At 75.3% G+C, this 16073-nt stretch carries 16 protein-coding genes; 7 read left to right on the forward strand and 9 right to left on the reverse strand.

The window, feature by feature from the left end:
• Positions 1-50: 50 nt before the first annotated feature.
• Both FHD63_RS15200 and FHD63_RS15205 read right to left on the reverse strand, forming a co-directional pair.
• On the reverse strand, positions 51-593 hold the full coding sequence (locus tag FHD63_RS15200; RefSeq protein ID WP_238705704.1) for a DUF2087 domain-containing protein: 543 nt from the start codon (positions 591-593) through the stop codon (positions 51-53).
• Positions 594-937: 344 nt separating this feature from the next.
• Positions 938-2164, reverse strand: a complete 1227-nt coding sequence (locus tag FHD63_RS15205) for a citrate synthase (RefSeq protein WP_139722779.1) — start codon at positions 2162-2164, stop codon at positions 938-940.
• Between the two features lie 52 nt (positions 2165-2216).
• On the opposite strand from FHD63_RS15205, the gene FHD63_RS15210 reads away from it, so the two are divergent.
• From FHD63_RS15210 to FHD63_RS15220, 3 genes are read left to right on the forward strand one after another with little or no spacing between them, the layout of a single operon-like run.
• Positions 2217-3353, forward strand: a complete 1137-nt coding sequence (locus tag FHD63_RS15210; protein WP_139722780.1) for a citrate/2-methylcitrate synthase — start codon at positions 2217-2219, stop codon at positions 3351-3353.
• Positions 3354-3366: 13 nt separating this feature from the next.
• Complete coding sequence (locus FHD63_RS15215; protein WP_139722781.1) at positions 3367-3972, forward strand: SRPBCC family protein; 606 nt, start codon at positions 3367-3369, stop codon at positions 3970-3972.
• A 52-nt stretch (positions 3973-4024) separates the two neighbouring features.
• Positions 4025-5032: an aldose epimerase family protein gene (locus FHD63_RS15220; RefSeq protein ID WP_139722782.1), complete on the forward strand. Its 1008-nt coding sequence runs from the start codon at positions 4025-4027 to the stop codon at positions 5030-5032.
• A 19-nt stretch (positions 5033-5051) separates the two neighbouring features.
• Here the strand turns inward: FHD63_RS15220 and FHD63_RS15225 are convergent, their stop codons facing one another.
• From FHD63_RS15225 to FHD63_RS15235, 3 genes are read right to left on the reverse strand one after another with little or no spacing between them, the layout of a single operon-like run.
• Positions 5052-6662: an ABC transporter permease gene (locus tag FHD63_RS15225; RefSeq protein WP_139722783.1), complete on the reverse strand. Its 1611-nt coding sequence runs from the start codon at positions 6660-6662 to the stop codon at positions 5052-5054.
• Complete coding sequence (locus FHD63_RS15230; protein ID WP_139722784.1) at positions 6659-7588, reverse strand: ABC transporter ATP-binding protein; 930 nt, start codon at positions 7586-7588, stop codon at positions 6659-6661. Before FHD63_RS15230 ends, FHD63_RS15225 begins: the two co-directional genes overlap by 4 nt.
• Positions 7585-8229: a TetR/AcrR family transcriptional regulator gene (locus FHD63_RS15235; protein ID WP_158296816.1), complete on the reverse strand. Its 645-nt coding sequence runs from the start codon at positions 8227-8229 to the stop codon at positions 7585-7587. The genes FHD63_RS15230 and FHD63_RS15235 overlap by 4 nt, the downstream gene beginning before the upstream one ends.
• A 78-nt stretch (positions 8230-8307) precedes the next feature.
• Between FHD63_RS15235 and FHD63_RS15240 the strand changes: the two genes are divergently transcribed.
• Together FHD63_RS15240 and FHD63_RS15245 are read left to right on the forward strand one after the other, a co-directional pair.
• Complete coding sequence (locus tag FHD63_RS15240) at positions 8308-8904, forward strand: rhomboid family intramembrane serine protease (RefSeq protein WP_139722786.1); 597 nt, start codon at positions 8308-8310, stop codon at positions 8902-8904.
• A 40-nt stretch (positions 8905-8944) separates the two neighbouring features.
• Positions 8945-9961, forward strand: a complete 1017-nt coding sequence (locus FHD63_RS15245) for an LLM class flavin-dependent oxidoreductase (protein ID WP_139723173.1) — start codon at positions 8945-8947, stop codon at positions 9959-9961.
• A gap of 60 nt (positions 9962-10021) precedes the next feature.
• Here the strand turns inward: FHD63_RS15245 and FHD63_RS15250 are convergent, their stop codons facing one another.
• Together FHD63_RS15250 and FHD63_RS15255 are read right to left on the reverse strand one after the other, a co-directional pair.
• A complete protein-coding gene (locus FHD63_RS15250) occupies positions 10022-11386 on the reverse strand; it encodes an MFS transporter (protein ID WP_139722787.1) in 1365 nt (454 codons plus the stop codon).
• A gap of 28 nt (positions 11387-11414) precedes the next feature.
• Positions 11415-11900 (reverse strand): MarR family winged helix-turn-helix transcriptional regulator, encoded by a 486-nt coding sequence (locus tag FHD63_RS15255; protein WP_139722788.1) that lies wholly within the window; start codon positions 11898-11900, stop codon positions 11415-11417.
• A gap of 89 nt (positions 11901-11989) precedes the next feature.
• Here FHD63_RS15255 and FHD63_RS15260 point away from each other — a divergent pair, with 89 nt between their 5' ends.
• Positions 11990-12412, forward strand: a complete 423-nt coding sequence (locus FHD63_RS15260) for a VOC family protein (protein ID WP_139722789.1) — start codon at positions 11990-11992, stop codon at positions 12410-12412.
• Between the two features lie 58 nt (positions 12413-12470).
• Entirely contained in the window at positions 12471-13475 is a 1005-nt protein-coding gene (locus FHD63_RS15265; RefSeq protein WP_139722790.1) for an NAD-dependent epimerase/dehydratase family protein, read from the forward strand.
• Between the two features lie 31 nt (positions 13476-13506).
• On the opposite strand, the gene FHD63_RS15270 is transcribed toward FHD63_RS15265, so the two are convergent.
• Positions 13507-14547 carry a lactonase family protein gene (locus tag FHD63_RS15270; RefSeq protein ID WP_174964950.1) on the reverse strand — a complete coding sequence of 347 codons (1041 nt, stop codon included), beginning with the start codon at positions 14545-14547 and terminating at the stop codon, positions 13507-13509.
• Between the two features lie 238 nt (positions 14548-14785).
• Positions 14786-16036: an alpha-amylase family protein gene (locus tag FHD63_RS15275; protein ID WP_139722792.1), complete on the reverse strand. Its 1251-nt coding sequence runs from the start codon at positions 16034-16036 to the stop codon at positions 14786-14788.
• Positions 16037-16073: the final 37 nt, after the last annotated feature.

Genomic DNA, 16073 nt, shown 5'->3' on the forward strand with positions numbered 1-16073 from the left:
GCCCGGGGGGCTGGCCCCCGTGGGGTCGCCACGGGGGCTCGACCTCGCCCTCAGCCCCGGTGGCGCGGCACCCGGGCGAAGCGGGCCACCTCGTCGGACGGCACCTCCTGGGCCTCGGCCGGGAAGCGTTCCGGCAGCTCGTCGGCGACGCGGTAGACGCCGTCGGCCCGCTGCAGCCACCGGTAGTCGACGAGCTCGCGGCGCAGCGACGCGACGTCCTCGTGCGCGGTGGCGAGGAGGGCGTTGACCTCGCGCTCGGCATACTCCCGGCCCCGCTCGAAGCGCAGCAGCAGGTGCATGAGCACGGCGGCCCGGGGCCGGCGGCGGGTGGGGATCGAGCGCAGCCGGTCACCGTCGACGAAGGTGGCCACGGCGCGGTCGGCGGCGAGGTCTGTCTCGACGACCAGCGCGCGCAGCGGGGGCGGCTCGGTGTCGGCACGAGGCGCACGCGGCGGGGGCGGCTCGGTGTCGGCACGAGGCGCATGCGGCGGGGGCGGCTCGGCGAGCAGCGCCGCGCGGGCGGCGGTGTAGGTCTCGCCGGTCCGGGTCATCCGCTCGCGCACCCGCGCCTTGAGGTCGGCATAGGTCGTCATGGTCGGCTCACGCATCCTTCGTGGACCGCACGCCCCAGCCGCGGCAGGTCCTGGTGCGGTGCTCGACAGGTATGCCGTGTCTCGCCGCGAGGATCTGCTCCCCTCCGCCCGGGTGACCGGCCGGCTGGGGGCGGGTCGGGCTGGGCGCTGCGGCGGCGCCGGGGCCAGCATACCGGCCCTCCCTCTCGCTCCCAGCCCAAGAACCACCTGCCACATGGATCACACGGGCCACACCCTGCGGGGATATCGCTCCCGGCGCGTGCTATCTCCCTGCTTGCTGCGCACATCCCCGCACCATGGTGCTGGCGAGGCCTGTGGTGCTGCAGGCCGTGGCACGCTCTCGGTCACCCGCGACGCGGACCGGTGTAGACCCCACGCAGCCGGAACCGCATCCCGGGCTCGGCGAGCTCCTCGATCGCGTGCGCCGTCCACCCCGCGGTGCGCGCGCACGCGAAGACCGCCGACCCCGCCTCCCGCGGCAGGTCGTGGGCGAGCACGAGCGCGGCCAGGGCGAGGTCGACGTTGAGCACCCAGCCGCGCCGCTCGGCCAGCTCGCCCTCGAGCAGCGCGACCGCGTCGGCGAGGTCGTCGCCGGCCCCGGGCAGCACCCGGTCCAGCAGCAGCCGGGCGCGCGGGTCGACCTCGGTGTAGACCACGTGCCCGAAGCCCGGCGGGGGCCCCTCGGCGAGCGCCGCGGCGAGCGCGCCGCGAGGGTCCTGGACCGCGCCGCGCAGCCAGTCCAGCGCCTGCACCGAGGCCCCGACGTGCACCGGGCTGTCCGCGGCGGCCAGCCCGGCCAGCAGCGCGGAGTAGCCGTCGGCACCCGCGGACACCGCCACCCGCACCGCGGTCGTCGACACCGCGAGGTCGTGGTCGGCGAGCAGGACCAGGGCCAGGTCGACGAGGTCGACCGGCAGCCCGAGGTATGACGCCAGCACCGGGGCGAGAGCCCCGTCACCGGGCCCGTCGCCCCTGTCGCGGGTCGGCGCCCCCGCCCCTCGGGTCCCCTCCCCCGCCTCCCCGGCCCCGCCGAGGGCGGCGCCCACCGCCGCCGCCATGGCCGCCGCCGACCGGGCCCCGGCCGTGGCGAACGCCCCGGGGCTGCGGTCGTGCCGCCCCAGGTCACCCGCCCCGGCCACGAGGACCGCATGCTTGCACCGGTCGAGCACCCGCGTCCCCGGCGGCAGCGCGGCCATGACCGCGTCGACGGACCCCCGCGGCGACGCCGGCACCGTCGGCGCGGACTCCCCGCCCACCCCGGTCAGCAGGTCGCGGACCTCCTCGAAGGGGAGCCCGACGAGGTCGTGCACGTCGTGGCCGCGGTAGGACAGGGTGCCCGCTCCCACCTGGGTGATCGCCGTGCGGACGTCGTCGCTGGTGGCCCGGGAGGAGGCACGTCGGCCGGACCGCCCGGCCCCCAGCGCCTGCACGTCCGCGAGCGCGAAGACGCTGCCGGCGCCGGGCTCGCGCCGCAGCGGCGAGAGCACCCCGCGGCTGACGTAGGCGTACACGGTCTGCGTCTTGACCCCGAGGTAGTCGGCCACCTGGGCGGTGGTGATCTCCCCGCTCATGTTGACTCGATCAACGTTGACACGGCATCAACCCTAGCGGCACGCTCGGCGCATGAGCACGCAGATCGCCCCACCCGGCCTCAAGGGCCTGGTCGTCGCCCGCACCGAGACCGGGGACGTCCGGGGCCAGGAGGGCTTCTACCACTTCCGGGAGTACTCCGCCGTGGACCTCGCCCGGCACCGCAGCTTCGAGGACGTCGCGCACCTCATGCTCGAGGGCCACCTGCCTGACGAGCAGGAGTCCGCGTCTTTCGTCGCCGAGCTGGCCGCCGCGTCGACCCTGCCGCACGCGCTGCTCGAGCAGCTGCTGGCGATCGCCCGCTCCGGGCCCGACCGCGGCTCGCTGGCCCGGCTGCGCACGGCGGTCTCCCTGCTCGGCTCGGTGGAGGAGTTCCCGGCCACCTACGGCGCCGGCCGCGAGCAGGTGCGGGCCGGCGTCGTCCGGCTCGTCGGGGTCGTGCCGGCGCTGCAGGCGGCGCTCTTCCGCCTGCGCGCGGGTCTGCCTCCCCTCGAGCCGCGCCCCGAGCTCGGCGCCGGCGGCAGCTGGCTGTGGATGCTCACCGGCGAGGAACCGGCGCCCGAGCACGCGGCTGCGGTGACGGCATACCTCGTCAGCACCGTCGACCACGGCTTCAGCGCGTCGACCTTCACCGCCCGCGTGGTGACCTCCGCCGGGGCCGACGTCGTCTCTGCCGTGTGCGGTGCGATCGGGACGTTCTCCGGGCCGCTGCACGGCGGTGCCCCCGACCGGGCGCTGGACTCCCTCGACGAGATCGGCACCCCGGACCGGGCGCGGGAGTGGGTGCGCGAGCGGGTCGCCGCCGGCGAGCGGATCATGGGCTTCGGGCACGCCGTCTACCGGACCGTGGACCCCCGTGCGGTCCTGCTGCGCGAGCACGCGCAGCAGCTCGGCGGGCCGCTCGCCGAGCTGGCCGTGCAGGTGGAGCGCGAGGTGGTCGACGCCCTGGCCGAGCTCAAGCCCGGGCGCGAGCTGCACACCAACGTCGAGTACTACGCGGGCGTCGTCATGGAGCAGTGCGGCATCCCGCGGGAGATGTTCACCCCGACCTTCGCGACCGCCCGGATCGTGGGGTGGGGCGCCCATATCCTGGAGCAGTCGGGCGACCCGCGCATCATCCGGCCGGCGGCGGAGTACGTCGGGCCGCAGGCGCCCGCGCCGCTGCCCTGAGAGGAGGCCACCCGTGACCGGAGGTGACGACGTCGCCCGCGCCCGGGCCGGTCGCCTACCGTGGGTCTGGGGGGCGACGGAGGCCGAGGTCACGACGGGGTATGCCTGCGACCGGCTGGTCGACGCGCCGTCGACCGCGCCCGGGCGCCGGGGGCACGAGGTGGGGCCCGGGCGCCTGGTGCGCGCGGTCGGGGTGGCGGCACCCCCCGGGACGGTGTGGGCCTGGCTGGGCAACCTGCGGCTGGCGCCGTACAGCTACGACTGGCTCGACAACCTCGGCCGCCGCTCGCCCCGGGTGCTGGCCCACCACCTGGGCCCGGTCGAGCCGGGGCAGCGGGTCATGACAGTCTTCACCGTCGTCGACGTCGACCCCGGGGTCGAGCTGACGATCCGGACCCGCGAGGGCCTCGGCACGCGGCTGTTCGGGCAGGTCTGGGTGTCCTACCGGGTGGTGCCGGACCCGCCCGGCCGCTCCCGCCTCGTCGCCGTGCTCCGGCTGCCGGGCGGTGCCAGCCGGCTCGCGCGGTGGCGGGCGGGCGCCCTGGCCTGGGGCGACCTGCTCATGATGCGCCGGCAGCTGCGCACGCTGCGCGACCTCGCGGAGGCGACCCCCCGGTAGTCTCTCGCCCACCCGCCCCACCCGTCACCACCACGACCTCCCGAGGAGCCGCATGCCCGAGCACCACCCCGGCCCCACCACCGTCACCCTCAGCGCGCCCGGCATCCGCGTCGACCTCGTCGGCACCGGCGCGGCCCTCGCCCGGGTGGAGCTCACCGACGGGCACGGGGACGGCCCGGTCGACGTCGTCCTCGGCCACGGCGACCTGTCGGCCTACCGCGAGGTCCGCGACTTCCAGGGCGCGACGATCGGGCGGGTCGCCAACCGCATCGACGGCGGGCGGTTCCACCTCGGGGACCGCGCGGTGGAGGTGCCGCTCGACCCGGACGAGCCGCACGCGCTGCACGGCGGGCCGGAGGGCTTCGACCGGCGCGAGTGGACCCTCGTCGAGGCGTCCGAGGACCACGCCACGTGGTCGCTCACCTCCCCGGACGGCGACCAGGGGTTCCCCGGCGAGGTCGAGGTCGAGGTGCGGTATGCCGTCGCCCCCGGTCGCCTCACCGTCGAGCACCGCGCCACGACCTCGGCGTCGACGCCGGTCAGCCTGACGAACCACAGCTACTGGAACCTCGACGGGGAGGGTCGTGGCGACGTGCTGGACCACACCCTGCAGGTCGACGCCGACACCTACCTTCCCGTGCGCCCGGACCAGATCCCGACCGGCGAGGTGCGCGACGTCGCCGGCTCCCCCTTCGACCTGCGCCGCCCCGTCGTCCTCGGCGAGGTGCTGGCCGTCGACGACGAGCAGCTGACCATCGGCCAGGGCTTCGACCACCACCTCGTCGTGCCGGGTGAGGGCCTGCGGCGGCACGCCGTGCTCGTCGGCGGCTCGGGCCGCCGGCTGGAGGTCTGGAGCGACCGGTCCGGGGTGCAGGTGTATGCCGGGGCCCACTTCGACGGCAGGGTCACCGGGCCGCAGGGGGTCGCCTACCGGCCGCGGGCCGGGATCGCGCTGGAGACCCAGGCCTACCCCGACGCGGTGAACCAGCCAGGCTTCCCGTCGGTGGTGCTGGAGCCGGGCCAGACCTACGCCTCCACCACCCAGTGGCGGTTCTCCTGACCCTGGCCCCGTCGGTAGGTCAGCCGACCGGGACGTCGCGGCGCCGGAGTCCGACGAGACCGGCCGCGAGCAGGCCGAGTCCGAGCACCGAGAGGACGGCCAGCCCGCTCCGCTGCGGGCCCTCCCCCACCACGTCGGTGCCCACCGCGAGGAAGGGCGTGGCGTCGAGGAGCCAGGACGGCAGGCCGAGGCCCGGACCGAGGTAGGCCAGGACCGCCGCCACCGAGAAGACCACCCAGCCCACCGCCGTGGCCCGGGGGAGCCAGCCGAAGAGGGCCGCGCCCAGCCCGAGGAAGACCACGACGGCGGGGAGGTGCGCCGCGGCCGCACCGAGCACCTCACCCAGCCACGTCCCGTCCTCCAGCGCGGCCGCGGCGCTCCACCCCAGGGCGAGAGCCCCGACGGCACCGACCCCGACGGCGCCCAGCGCCACCACGAGCACGCGTGGGCCGAGCCACGCGGCACGCGAGCGAGGGGCGGACAGCTCGACCTCCAGCCGGGCGCTCTCCTCCTCGCGGCGCCAGGACCCCACGCCCACGAGGACGTAGGCCGTCACCAGGAGGGCCAGCAGGACGAGGAAGGTCGACATCATCGGCGGCAGCACGAGGTCCGTCGCCCGGCCCCGGGCCGCCGGGCCGGCCCCGAAGAACTCGCCGAGCGCGGGGTTGTCGAGCACCGCGTCGACGATCTCCTGGGCCAGGGACCCGAAGACCGCCATGAGGGCGGCGGCGCCCAGGGCCCAGCCCGCGACCACGGTCCGCTGCTGGTGCCAGGCCAGCCCGAGCGGGGTCTGCAGGGCCGCCGACGCCCGGGGGTGCGCGCGACGCGGCCGGAGCAGGGCGCCGCCGACGTCGCGCCGGCTGCGCAGCCCGAAGGCCAGCGCCACCAGCCCGGCCCAGAGCGCCACCGGCAGGGCCAGCGGCCACCACCGGGCGTCCTCGCCGAAGGCCCGGACCTCGTCGACCCAGGCGTGCGGGCCGGCCCAGACCAACGCGCCCTCGCGCAGCGCCCCGACCCCGCGGACCAGGAAGGACACCAGGGTCACCGCGAGGCCGATCCCCCAGACGGCCCGGGCGTGCCCCACCACCTGGGCGGCCACCGCGGTCACGCCCACGAAGACCAGGCCGAGCCCCGCGACCGCCAACCCGTAGCGCAGCGCACCCGCGGCCTCGGCGCCGAAGGGCACCATGGCCGCGCCGACCCCCACCCCCATGACGACCGTCGCCGCGCTGACGAGCAGCACCGCCGCCGCCAACGGGGCGTGCCGACCGATCCGCGCGGCCAGCAGCAGCTCGAGCCTCCCGGTCTCCTCCTCCCGTCGGGTGTGGCGGGCGGTCAGCGCGATCGCCATGACCGGGACGGCGAAGGACAGGACGAAGCCGAACTCGTTGGCCAGGACCCCGCCCAGCGTGTCCAGCCCGGCCACCCGGCCGTTGATGACGGCGAGGGCGTCACCGCCGAGGCTGTCGGCATACCCCGCGACCTTCTGGGGGGTGTCGTAGAGGGCGCTGATCGACGACCCGGTCATCACCATGACCGCGACCAGGCCGACGACCCAGGTGAGCAGCGTCCGCCAGCCGGTGCGCAGCGCGATCCCGGTCATCGTGCCGGTGCCGGCCGCGGCGCTCATCGCGCGGCCACCCTCTCGTCGTGGCCGGCGTAGGCGCGCAGGAAGAGGTCGTCCAGGCTGGGCGGGGTGATCGTGAGGGCGTGGATCCCGGCGTCGTGGAGCGCGCCGACGAGCTGATCGACGGCGTCCGGCTGGACGGACGCCACCACCTCGGTGCGGCCCTGGTCGTCCGCGCCGGTCTCGACGTCACCCACCCCCGGCATCCCCTCGAGCCGCGGCGCACGGTCGGTCACGGCGCGCACGGCGGAGTGGGTATGCCGTCGCAGGTCGGTGAGGGTGCCGGTCGTCACCGTCCGACCGGCCCGGATGATGGAGACACGGTCGGCGAGCGCCTCGACCTCCCCCAGGACGTGGCTGGAGAGCAGCACGGTGGTGCCCTGCTCGCGGCGCTCCCGCACGACCTGCTGGAAGACCTCCTCCATGAGCGGGTCGAGACCCGACGTCGGCTCGTCGAGCACCAGCAGCTCGGCGTCGGTGGCGAGCGCCGCGACGAGCGAGACCTTCTGCCGGTTGCCCTTGGAGTAGTCCCGGGCGCGCCTGGTCGGGTCCAGGTCGAAGCGCTCCACGAGCTCGGCGCGACGGGACTCCTCGATCCGCCCGTGGGCGCGGGCGAGGATGTCGATGCACTGGCCGCCGCTCAGGCCGGGCCAGAGCGTGACGTCCCCGGGGACGTAGGCCAGCCGGGAGTGCAGCTCGACCGCATCGGCCCAGGGGTCGCCGCCGAAGAGGCGCGCGGTGCCGCCGTCGGCGCGCACGAGACCGAGCAGGACGCGGAGGGTCGTGGACTTGCCGGCGCCGTTCGGGCCGAGGAAGCCGTGCACCTCGCCGCGCTCGACGACGAGGTCGAGGCCGTCCAGGGCCGTCACCGGGCCGAAGGTCTTGCGCAGCCCGGAGATCTCGACGAGGCGGTCCGAGGAGGTGGTCATGACGGGCGTCCTTCCGGTGCGGGTGGGTCGGTGAGCATGAGGGAGAAGAAGGAGTAGGCGTCGCGCCCCCACCGGTCGATGCCGCCGGACCCGAGGGGGTCGAAGCCGAGCAGCTCGGTGAGCGGGTCGCGCAGCAGCACCCCGCCGAGGTCCATGGCGAGCAGCAGCGCCGCCCGGACCTCCGGGTCCGGCCCGGGGTCGAGGACCCCGGCGTCGCGCCACATGGTCAGCAGGTCGACGGTCATCCGGTGCCACCCCCGCAGCACCTCGCGGGCGCGCTCGTCGTCGGTGAGCAGCATGCGGCGCAGGTAGGGCAGGACCGGTGAGTCGTCCGGGAAGACCTCGGCGAAGGACCCGAACTTTGCCTCGGCCGATGCGTCGAAGGCCGCCGCGGCCGAGGGGCTCGCCGTCGCGGCGGGCTCCTCGGGCGTGGGCATCAGCTCCTCGGTGAGGGCGAGGATGTGCTCGTCGCACGCCGCCCGGAGCCCTTCCTTCGATCCGTAGTGGTGCAGCACCAGGGCCGGCGAGACCTCCGCCGCGGCGGCGATCCGGCGCACCGTCACCGCGTCGAAGCCCTCCTCGGCGAAGAGGCGCAGCGCCGCGTCCCGGATCCGTGCCTTCGGCGTCAGGTCTGAACGCATGTTCAGCATGTTAAACGTATGTTCAGTGCGCTGTCCAGCAACCTACCGTCCGAGGGTCCCCTGGGGGATACTGACGGGGTGAGCACCTCGAGCCCGGCCACCTGGCGCCGCGACGCCCCCGCGACGGTGCGGCGCGTCATCCCCGTCCTGCTGCTGGTGGCGCTCATGTGGCTCACCGAGATCGTCGACCTGGTGCTGCCGCTCAGCCTGGACCAGTTCGGGATCCGGCCGCGCGACCTCGGCTCGCTGCCCGGCATCGTGCTGAGCCCGTTCCTGCACCTGGGGTTCGGGCACCTCATGGCCAACACCGTCGCGCTCCTCGTGCTGGGCTCGCTCCTGGCGCTGACCACCCGCCACCTGTGGATCGTCACCGGCGGTGTGGTGCTCGTGAGCGGTCTGGGCGTCTGGCTGCTGGGCGCCCCGGGCACCGTGCACATTGGCGCGAGCGGCGTGGTCTACGGGTATGCCGCGTTCCTCGCCGTCTACGGCTTCGTCAGCCACCACCTGTGGCGGGCGCTGCTCGGGGTGCTGGTCATCCTGGTCTACGGCTCGATGATCTGGGGGGTGCTGCCGCTCCAGCAGGGGGTCTCGTGGCTCTCGCACCTCTTCGGCGCCGCCGCCGGCGTCGGGCTGGCGCTCTGGCTCGGCCGCCGCGACCGGCGCACCCGGCGCTGACCGGCGGAATCCCCGGGCGGTCGAGGTCGTTGACGTGTCCATGAAACGCATCGGCTTCCTCTCCTTCGGCCACTGGACCCCGCACCCGCAGTCCGCGACGCGGTCGGCCTCCGACGTGCTCCTGCAGTCGATCGACCTGGGGGTCGCGGCGGAGGAGCTGGGCGCGGACGGCGCGTACTACCGCGTGCACCACTTCGCCCGGCAGCTGGCCTCGCCGTTCCCGCTGCTGGCCGCGGTGGGCGCGCGCACGAAGCGCGTCGAGATCGGGACCGGCGTCATCGACATGCGCTACGAGAACCCGCTCTACATGGCCGAGGACGCCGGTGCGGCCGACCTCATCTCCGGCGGCCGGCTGCAGCTCGGCATCTCCCGGGGCAGCCCCGAGCAGGTGGTCGAGGGCTACCGCCACTTCGGCCACCACCCCGCCGAGGGGGAGAGCGACGCCGACATGGCGCGGCGGCACACCGCGCGCTTCCTCGAGGTGCTCTCCGGCGAGGGCTTCGCCCAGCCGAGCCCGCGCCCGATGTTCCCCAACCCCCCGGGGCTGCTGCGCGTCGAGCCGCACAGCGAGGGCCTGCGCGAGCGCATCTGGTGGGGCGCCGGGACCCGCGCGACCGCCGAGTGGGCGGGCACGCAGGGCATGAACCTCATGAGCTCGACGCTGCTCACCGAGGACGCGGGCGTGCCCTTCCACCAGCTGCAGGCCGAGCAGATCCACGTCTTCCACGAGGCGTGGCGGGCGGCCGGGCACACCGGCACCCCGCGGACGTCGGTCTCGCGCAGCATCTTCCCGCTGGTGGACGAGCGCGACCACGCCTACTTCGGGATGGAGCGGCGCAGCACCGACCAGGTGGGCGTCATCGACGGCTCGCGGTCGACCTTCGGCAAGACCTACGCCGCCGAGCCCGACGAGCTGGCCCGGCAGCTGGCCGCCGACGAGGCGATCGCGGCCGCCGACACCCTGCTGCTCACGGTCCCCAACCAGCTGGGCGTCGACTACTGCGCCCACGTCATCGAGAACGTCCTGGCCGTCGCGAAGGACCTCGGCTGGCGCTGAGCGGCTGGCCGCGTGTGGGCCGCGCTCGAGGCGCGGCCTGCCCGAGTCAGGTCGGGTGCCTCAGTCGCCGACCCGGAAGGCCGCCACCTCGCGGTGCGTGAGCGCGACCCAGGCACCCACGGCGAGGCAGCCGAGCGCCCCGAGCAGCGCCGACCAGGCCGGGGTCGTCAGCCCGGCGACGAGCCCGGCGCGGGCGTTGCCGATGTCCGGGCCGGACACGCCGATGACGTGCTCCACGGACGACACCCGGCCCAGGTGGCTGTCCGGCGTCGCGAGCTGCACCATGGCGGCCCGGCTGGTCACCGAGACCGTGTCCGCCGCGCCGGCCACCACGAGGGTCGCCAGCGCCGCCCAGGCCAGCCCGCCGAGCGCGGCGAGCCCGAAGCCGAGCAGCGCCAGGCCCCAGACCGCCACCGCCACGAGCTGGACCACGCCCAGCCGGGTGCGGCGGGTGACCAGCCCGGAGGCGAGGCCCGCACCGACCCCGCCGATGGCGACGCAGGTGAGGAAGAGGCCGAGGGTGCGCGGGTCGCCGCCGAAGAGCTCCTGGTTGACCATGGGGAAGAGCGCGACCGGGAAGGCCAGCAGCGTCGCGGCGAGGTCCAGCAGGAACGACCCGCGCAGCACCGGGTCGCGCCGCACCTGGTGCACGCCCTCGCCCAGCATGACCAGCGCGGTGCCCGTGCGGCGGCGCAACCGGGCGAGCGGGCTGGTGCGCGTCCGGGGGTATGCCGTCCGCGCCCGCCCGTGGTCCGTCCCTCGTCCGGGGCCGGTCCCCGTCGCCGCCTGCGCGCCCACCGGCGCGTGGCGCTCCGGCGGCATCGGCGGCAGCGAGCGGACGGTCCACCAGCTGATGCTCAACGCGGCGGCGTTGACGAGGTAGCAGACCGCCGGTGAGGCGACGCCCAGCAGCAGGCCGCCGACCGCGGGACCGACCATCATGGCGCCCTGGAAGCTGATCATGTGCAGGGCGATCCCCGCGGCCACCTGCTCGCGGGGCATGAGCCGGGTGATGAAGGTGCGGCGCGACGGCGCCCCCAGGGCGTTGCAGCCGGTCTGGACGCTGAGCAGGGCCAGCAGCAGCGGCAGGGGGTAGAAGCCCAGCACCAGCTGGGCGCCGAGCGCGAGCGCGGCGACCGCCTGCCCGCCGGTCGCGGCCAGCGCCACCCGACGACGGTCCAGGACGTCGGCCAGCGGGCCCCCGACCAGGCCCAGCACGATCATCGGCACCGCCTGGGCGATGCCGATCGCGGCCACCCAGAACGGGCTGCGCGTCATCTCCCACACCTGGAAGAGCACGGCGACGACGGCGACCTGGTGCCCCAGCCCCGAGAGCGCCCCGCCGGCCCAGAGCCGGCGGTAGGCCGCGCTGATCCGCAGCGGCGTCAGGTCGAGGAAGGCGCCCCGGCCCCTCACCTCACCCACCGGGCGTCGAGAGTGGTGGCGGGCGACGTCATCCCTGGTCACCCCGGAGGTGGTCCTCCAGCCGCTCGGCGAAGGACCGGCGCCCGAGCGCCTCGGCCACGTCCGCGGCGACCCGGCTCAGGGCGTACGGCAGCTCCTCCTCGAGCTCGGCGACCGCCGCCTCGGTCGCGCGCCACTCGGCCTCGGCCAGCGGGACGAGGGCCCGCCCGCGATCGGTCAGGGTCACCACGCGGGTGCGGCCGTCCTCCCCCGCCTCGCTGGTCACGAGGTCGGCCTGACGCATCTGGGTGATCGTCTGCGAGAGTGCGGAGTGGGTCCGGTCGAGCTCGCCCGCGAGCTGGGTGATGGTCATCGGGCCGAGGTGGGCCAACCGCACGAGCGGCAGCACGAAGCGGCTGCGCACCTGCCCCTGGCCGCGCTCTCGGTAGGCCTCGTTGATCGCCGCGTCCATGCTGGCGAGCACCTCGAAGAGCTGCCGCAGCCGGCTGCTGCGCGTGGGGTCGGTCGATGTCACAGCGCTAATATAACAGCGCTGTCAGGTATGACGTGCCCGTCGCCCCGCCCGGGCCGATGACTCCGGTCGGCGTGGGCGGTCATACCCCCATGGACACCGACGCCACCGCACCCCTCACCGACCTCGACCACGTCTTCAACGGCTTCTCCGTCGACGACGTGGACGCCGCCCAGGCGTTCTACCGCGACGTCCTCGGTGTCCCCGTCGAGCGCGACGACGAGCCGATGGGGATGCTGTGGCTGGTGCTCGGGCCGCGACGGGTGCTCGTCTACCCCAAGGGGGAGGCCCACCAGCCGGCGAGCTACACCGTCCTGAACTTCCCCACCGACGACGTCCGGGGCACGGTGCGGGCGCTCGCCGACCGCGGGGTCGAGTTCCTGCGCTACGACGGCATGCCGCAGGACGACCTCGGCGTCATGAGCGGCGACGGCCCTCTCATCGCGTGGTTCACCGACCCGGCCGGCAACGTGCACTCGGTCATCGAGCTCGGCCCGGAGCCGGGCGAGGGGTAGGTCCGCGCGCGACGCCGCGGGCTGACGCGGCCGATCCCGCCGGTGGTAGACCTGCGGTATGCGCATCCTCCTGCTCGGCGGCACCGCCTTCCTGTCCCACGCGACCGCGACCGAGGCGGTCCGCCGCGGCCACGAGGTCACCTGCCTCGCCCGGGGGACCGCCCCCGCGCCGGAGGGCGTGCGCTTCGCGCGCGGCGACCGGGACGAGGCGGGCGGGCTGGCGCCCGTGCGTGAGCAGCGGTGGGACGCCGTCATCGACGTCTCGCGCCAGCCCGGGCAGGTGCGGCGGGCGGTCGCCGAGCTGGACACGCCGCACTGGGTCTTCGTCTCGACCGCCAACGTCTACGCCCCGCCGGAGGAGGGGGCGACGAGCCGGCCGCCGACCGAGGCGGACCCGCTGCTGGAGCCGCTCGAGGCGGACAGCATGTCCTCGATGGAGGAGTACGGTCCGGCCAAGGTCGCCTGCGAGCAGGCCGTGGTCTCGGAGATGGGCCGGCGGGGAGGCACCGCCACCCTGGTGCGCGCCGGGCTCATCGCCGGGCCGGGTGACGGGTCCGGCCGGGTGGGCTACTGGCCCTGGCGGTTCGCCCACCCCACCGGGCCGGACGTCCTCGTGCCGGACGACCCGGACTTCCCCGTCGCCTTCGTCGACGTGCGCGACCTGGCCGCGTGGCTGGTGGACGCCGCGGAGCAGCGGCTGGACGGCGCCTTCAACGCGACCGGGCCGGTGGTGCCGCTGACGCAGGTGCTCGACGCGGCGCGGGAGGTCGCCGGTGCGCAGGTGACCGCCCGCCCGGTGCCGCCCGCCCGGCTCGCCGAGCTCGGCGTCCACCCCTGGATGGGCCCGCGGTCGATGCCGCTGTGGATCGACGACCCGGCGCTGCGCTCGTTCGCCGCGCTCGACACCACCCGCGCACGAGGGGCGGGGCTGCAGACCCGGCCCGTGGTCGACACCCTGCGCGACACCCTCGCCTGGGAGGAGACCCGCCAGACGCCCCGGGGGGCCGGGCTCGGTGACGACGAGGAGCGGGAGATCCGACGAGCCCTGGACTCCGGGGCCTGACCGCGCCCGGCACGTCCGGGCGCGGCCACGGTCAGAGCGTCAGGGAGCGCGCCCAGTTGGCGCCGTTGCCGGTCTCGGCGCGGGCGACCTCCGTGAGCAGGCCGGCCTCGTCGACCGCCACCAGCGCGACGGCGGTGTCCTTCTCGCCGGTGACGAGGGCATACCGGTCGTCGGCGAGCACGACGAAGCCGCGCGGCTGCGCGACCGTGCCGACGATCGAGGCCGCCTCGCCGAGCGAGCCGTCGGGGGCGACCGGCAGGCAGGCGAGCGTGGACTCCGAGCGCTCGCTGGCCAGCAGCAGGGTGCCCTGCCGGGCCAGGTGCAGGTCCGCACCCCAGATGAGGCGCCCCTCGACCGGGTCGGCCCCCAGCTCGCTGTGCCGCAGGCCACGGTCCTGCGCGTAGGCGGGCACCGATCCGCTCAGCGTGAGGTCGCCGCTCGCGTCCCGGTCGTAGGTCAGGACCTCGCCGGAGAACTCGGTCATGACGTAGGCCCGCTCCTCGTCTGCGTCGAGCACGAGGTGGCGCGGCCCCGAGCCCTCGGGCGCCTCGGCGGTGGGCGGGACCAGCGGCGTGAGGCCGCCGCCGGGCGAGAGGGAGTACTGGGCGACGACGTCCGCGCCGAGCGAGACGACGTAGAGGTGCCGGCCGTCGCCGGCGAGCGCCACGCAGTGGGCGTTGGGCCACGAGACCTGCGCCGTCGGCTCCTCGACGTGGCCCTCGTCGCCGACCGGGAAGACCTGGGCGCTGCCGCCGCCGTAGGACGCCCCCACCAGCAGGCTGCCGCCGTGCGCGAGCGCCAGGTAGCTCATCGAGCCCTCGACGTCGGTGCGGTCCAGGTGCTCCAGGCGGCCGGACTGCCGGTCGAGCGCGAAGACGTCGATGCCGGGCGGGTCGCCCTTGGCCGCGGCGTACACGAGGTCGCGGTCGGCGTCGATCGCGAAGGTGCCGCAGCCCTCCCCCACCTCGCTGACGGCGATGCGCTCGAGGGTCGGCGGCTGCGCGGCCGTGTCGACCCGGAAGGTGCTGATCGTGCTGTCGGCGGCGTTGGCCACGAGGACGAGTTCGGTCATGACTCCCACGGTATGCCGTGCCGCCGACACGAGCAGGCGCGGGCGGCCCCGGGCATACCGCGGCCTCAGAGCACCTGAGCAGAGAAACAGGCCTCACGCACGGGATACGACCCCGGCCTCGGGCACTCTTCTCTGCCCAGGCAGCCCGCGGACGCTCCTCGGCAGGCACAGGTCCCCCCGGCGTGCACAGGTCCCGCCCGGGTGAGCTCTCAGGCGTGCACAGGTCCGGCCGGGTGGCTCAGCCGCTGGAGACCCAGCGGAAGACCTCGCCGTCCGGGCCGGTGACGGCGACCGAGGCCGTGGGCGCGAGGGTGAGCCCCACCCGGAGCCACTGGCCGTCACCGCCGGAGGAGACGTAGGTGAGCTGCTCGTTGCTGCGGTCCTCGACCTGCGTGCGGGCCCGGGCCAGCCACGGGTGGCGGCGCCGCAGCCCCACGAGCTCCCGGTGCAGCGCCAGCATCCACGCCCCGTCCTCGCCGAGACCGCCCGGGGACTCCGGCAGCTCCGGGCGGATGGCGTCGTCCCCGCCGAGCCGCTCCTCCTTGAGCCCCTGGAACGCGCGCTCGTCCCCGTAGTAGAGCGAGGGCATCCCCCCGACCGTCATGAGCACGGCCAGCCCGATCACCGCACCGTCGTCCCCGACCTTGCTCGCGATCCGCGTGACGTCGTGGTTGCCGACGAAGGTCTGCGGCACGAACGAGCCGAGCAGCGTGTCGTGCTCGCCGAGCGCGTGCGCCAGCTCCCAGCAGTTGGTGTCGGCGACCGAGCTCCAGATGGCCTTCCACAGCATGTACTGGGTGACGGTGTCGACCCCGCTCGCCTCGACGAACGCCGCGTAGTCGCCGTGGATGACCTCCCCCACGAAGAGCGCGTCGGGGAACTCCTCCCGCACCCGCGCGGTGACCCGCGCCCAGAAGTCGGTGGGCACGGCATACGCCACGTCGAGCCGCCACCCGGCGATCCCGCGCCGCAGCCAGCGCAGCATGACGTCGACGACGAGGTCCTCGACCCCGGGGTGGCCGTGGTCGAGCTCGACGAGGCCCTCGTGGCCCTCCCAGGACGCCGGGCGGCCGTCCTCCCCCTGCTTGAGCAGCGAGGAGGTATGCGGATCGCGCACCATCGGGTGGTCGGCACCGACGTGGTTGAAGACGCCGTCGAGCAGCACCGACAGCCCCCGCTCGCGGCACTGCTGCAGCAGCCGGTCCAGGTCGGCCTCGTCACCCAGCCGTGGGTCGACGCGGGAGTGGTCCAGCGTGTCGTAGCCGTGGCTGCGGGAGGCGAAGACCGGGCCGAGCAGGAGCCCCGAGCAGCCCAGCTCGACGGCGTGGTCGAGCCAGGCCTCGAGCCGCGGCAGGCGGTGCTCGACCGCCGCGTCCGCCGGGTCGCCCTCCAGCACGGCCGGCGCACCCACCGCGCCGAGGGGGTAGACGTGCCACCAGATGGCGTGGTCCAGCAGGCGGGCGGCACCGGGGGCGGGAGGACGAGACATGCCTCCAGTCTCCCAGCCCTGGCCGTGACCCACCCAG

The organism is Serinicoccus chungangensis (assembly GCF_006337125.1).
GTDB lineage: Bacteria > Actinomycetota > Actinomycetes > Actinomycetales > Dermatophilaceae > Ornithinicoccus > Ornithinicoccus chungangensis.

Bases quoted from the DNA above. Each gene is read 5' to 3' on its own strand.
- FHD63_RS15265 (WP_139722790.1), top strand. From the start codon at position 12,471: ATGCGCATCCTCCTGCTCGGCGGCACCGCCTTCCTGTCCCACGCGACC.
- FHD63_RS15230 (WP_139722784.1), bottom strand. From the start codon at position 7,588: ATGACCACCTCCTCGGACCGCCTCGTCGAGATCTCCGGGCTGCGCAAG.
- FHD63_RS15205 (WP_139722779.1), bottom strand. From the start codon at position 2,164: ATGAGCGGGGAGATCACCACCGCCCAGGTGGCCGACTACCTCGGGGTC.
- FHD63_RS15210 (WP_139722780.1), top strand. From the start codon at position 2,217: ATGAGCACGCAGATCGCCCCACCCGGCCTCAAGGGCCTGGTCGTCGCC.
- FHD63_RS15245 (WP_139723173.1), top strand. From the start codon at position 8,945: ATGAAACGCATCGGCTTCCTCTCCTTCGGCCACTGGACCCCGCACCCG.
- FHD63_RS15260 (WP_139722789.1), top strand. From the start codon at position 11,990: ATGGACACCGACGCCACCGCACCCCTCACCGACCTCGACCACGTCTTC.
- FHD63_RS15275 (WP_139722792.1), bottom strand. From the start codon at position 16,036: ATGTCTCGTCCTCCCGCCCCCGGTGCCGCCCGCCTGCTGGACCACGCC.
- FHD63_RS15235 (WP_158296816.1), bottom strand. From the start codon at position 8,229: ATGCGTTCAGACCTGACGCCGAAGGCACGGATCCGGGACGCGGCGCTG.
- FHD63_RS15220 (WP_139722782.1), top strand. From the start codon at position 4,025: ATGCCCGAGCACCACCCCGGCCCCACCACCGTCACCCTCAGCGCGCCC.
- FHD63_RS15225 (WP_139722783.1), bottom strand. From the start codon at position 6,662: ATGAGCGCCGCGGCCGGCACCGGCACGATGACCGGGATCGCGCTGCGC.
- FHD63_RS15200 (WP_238705704.1), bottom strand. From the start codon at position 593: ATGACGACCTATGCCGACCTCAAGGCGCGGGTGCGCGAGCGGATGACC.
- FHD63_RS15270 (WP_174964950.1), bottom strand. From the start codon at position 14,547: ATGACCGAACTCGTCCTCGTGGCCAACGCCGCCGACAGCACGATCAGC.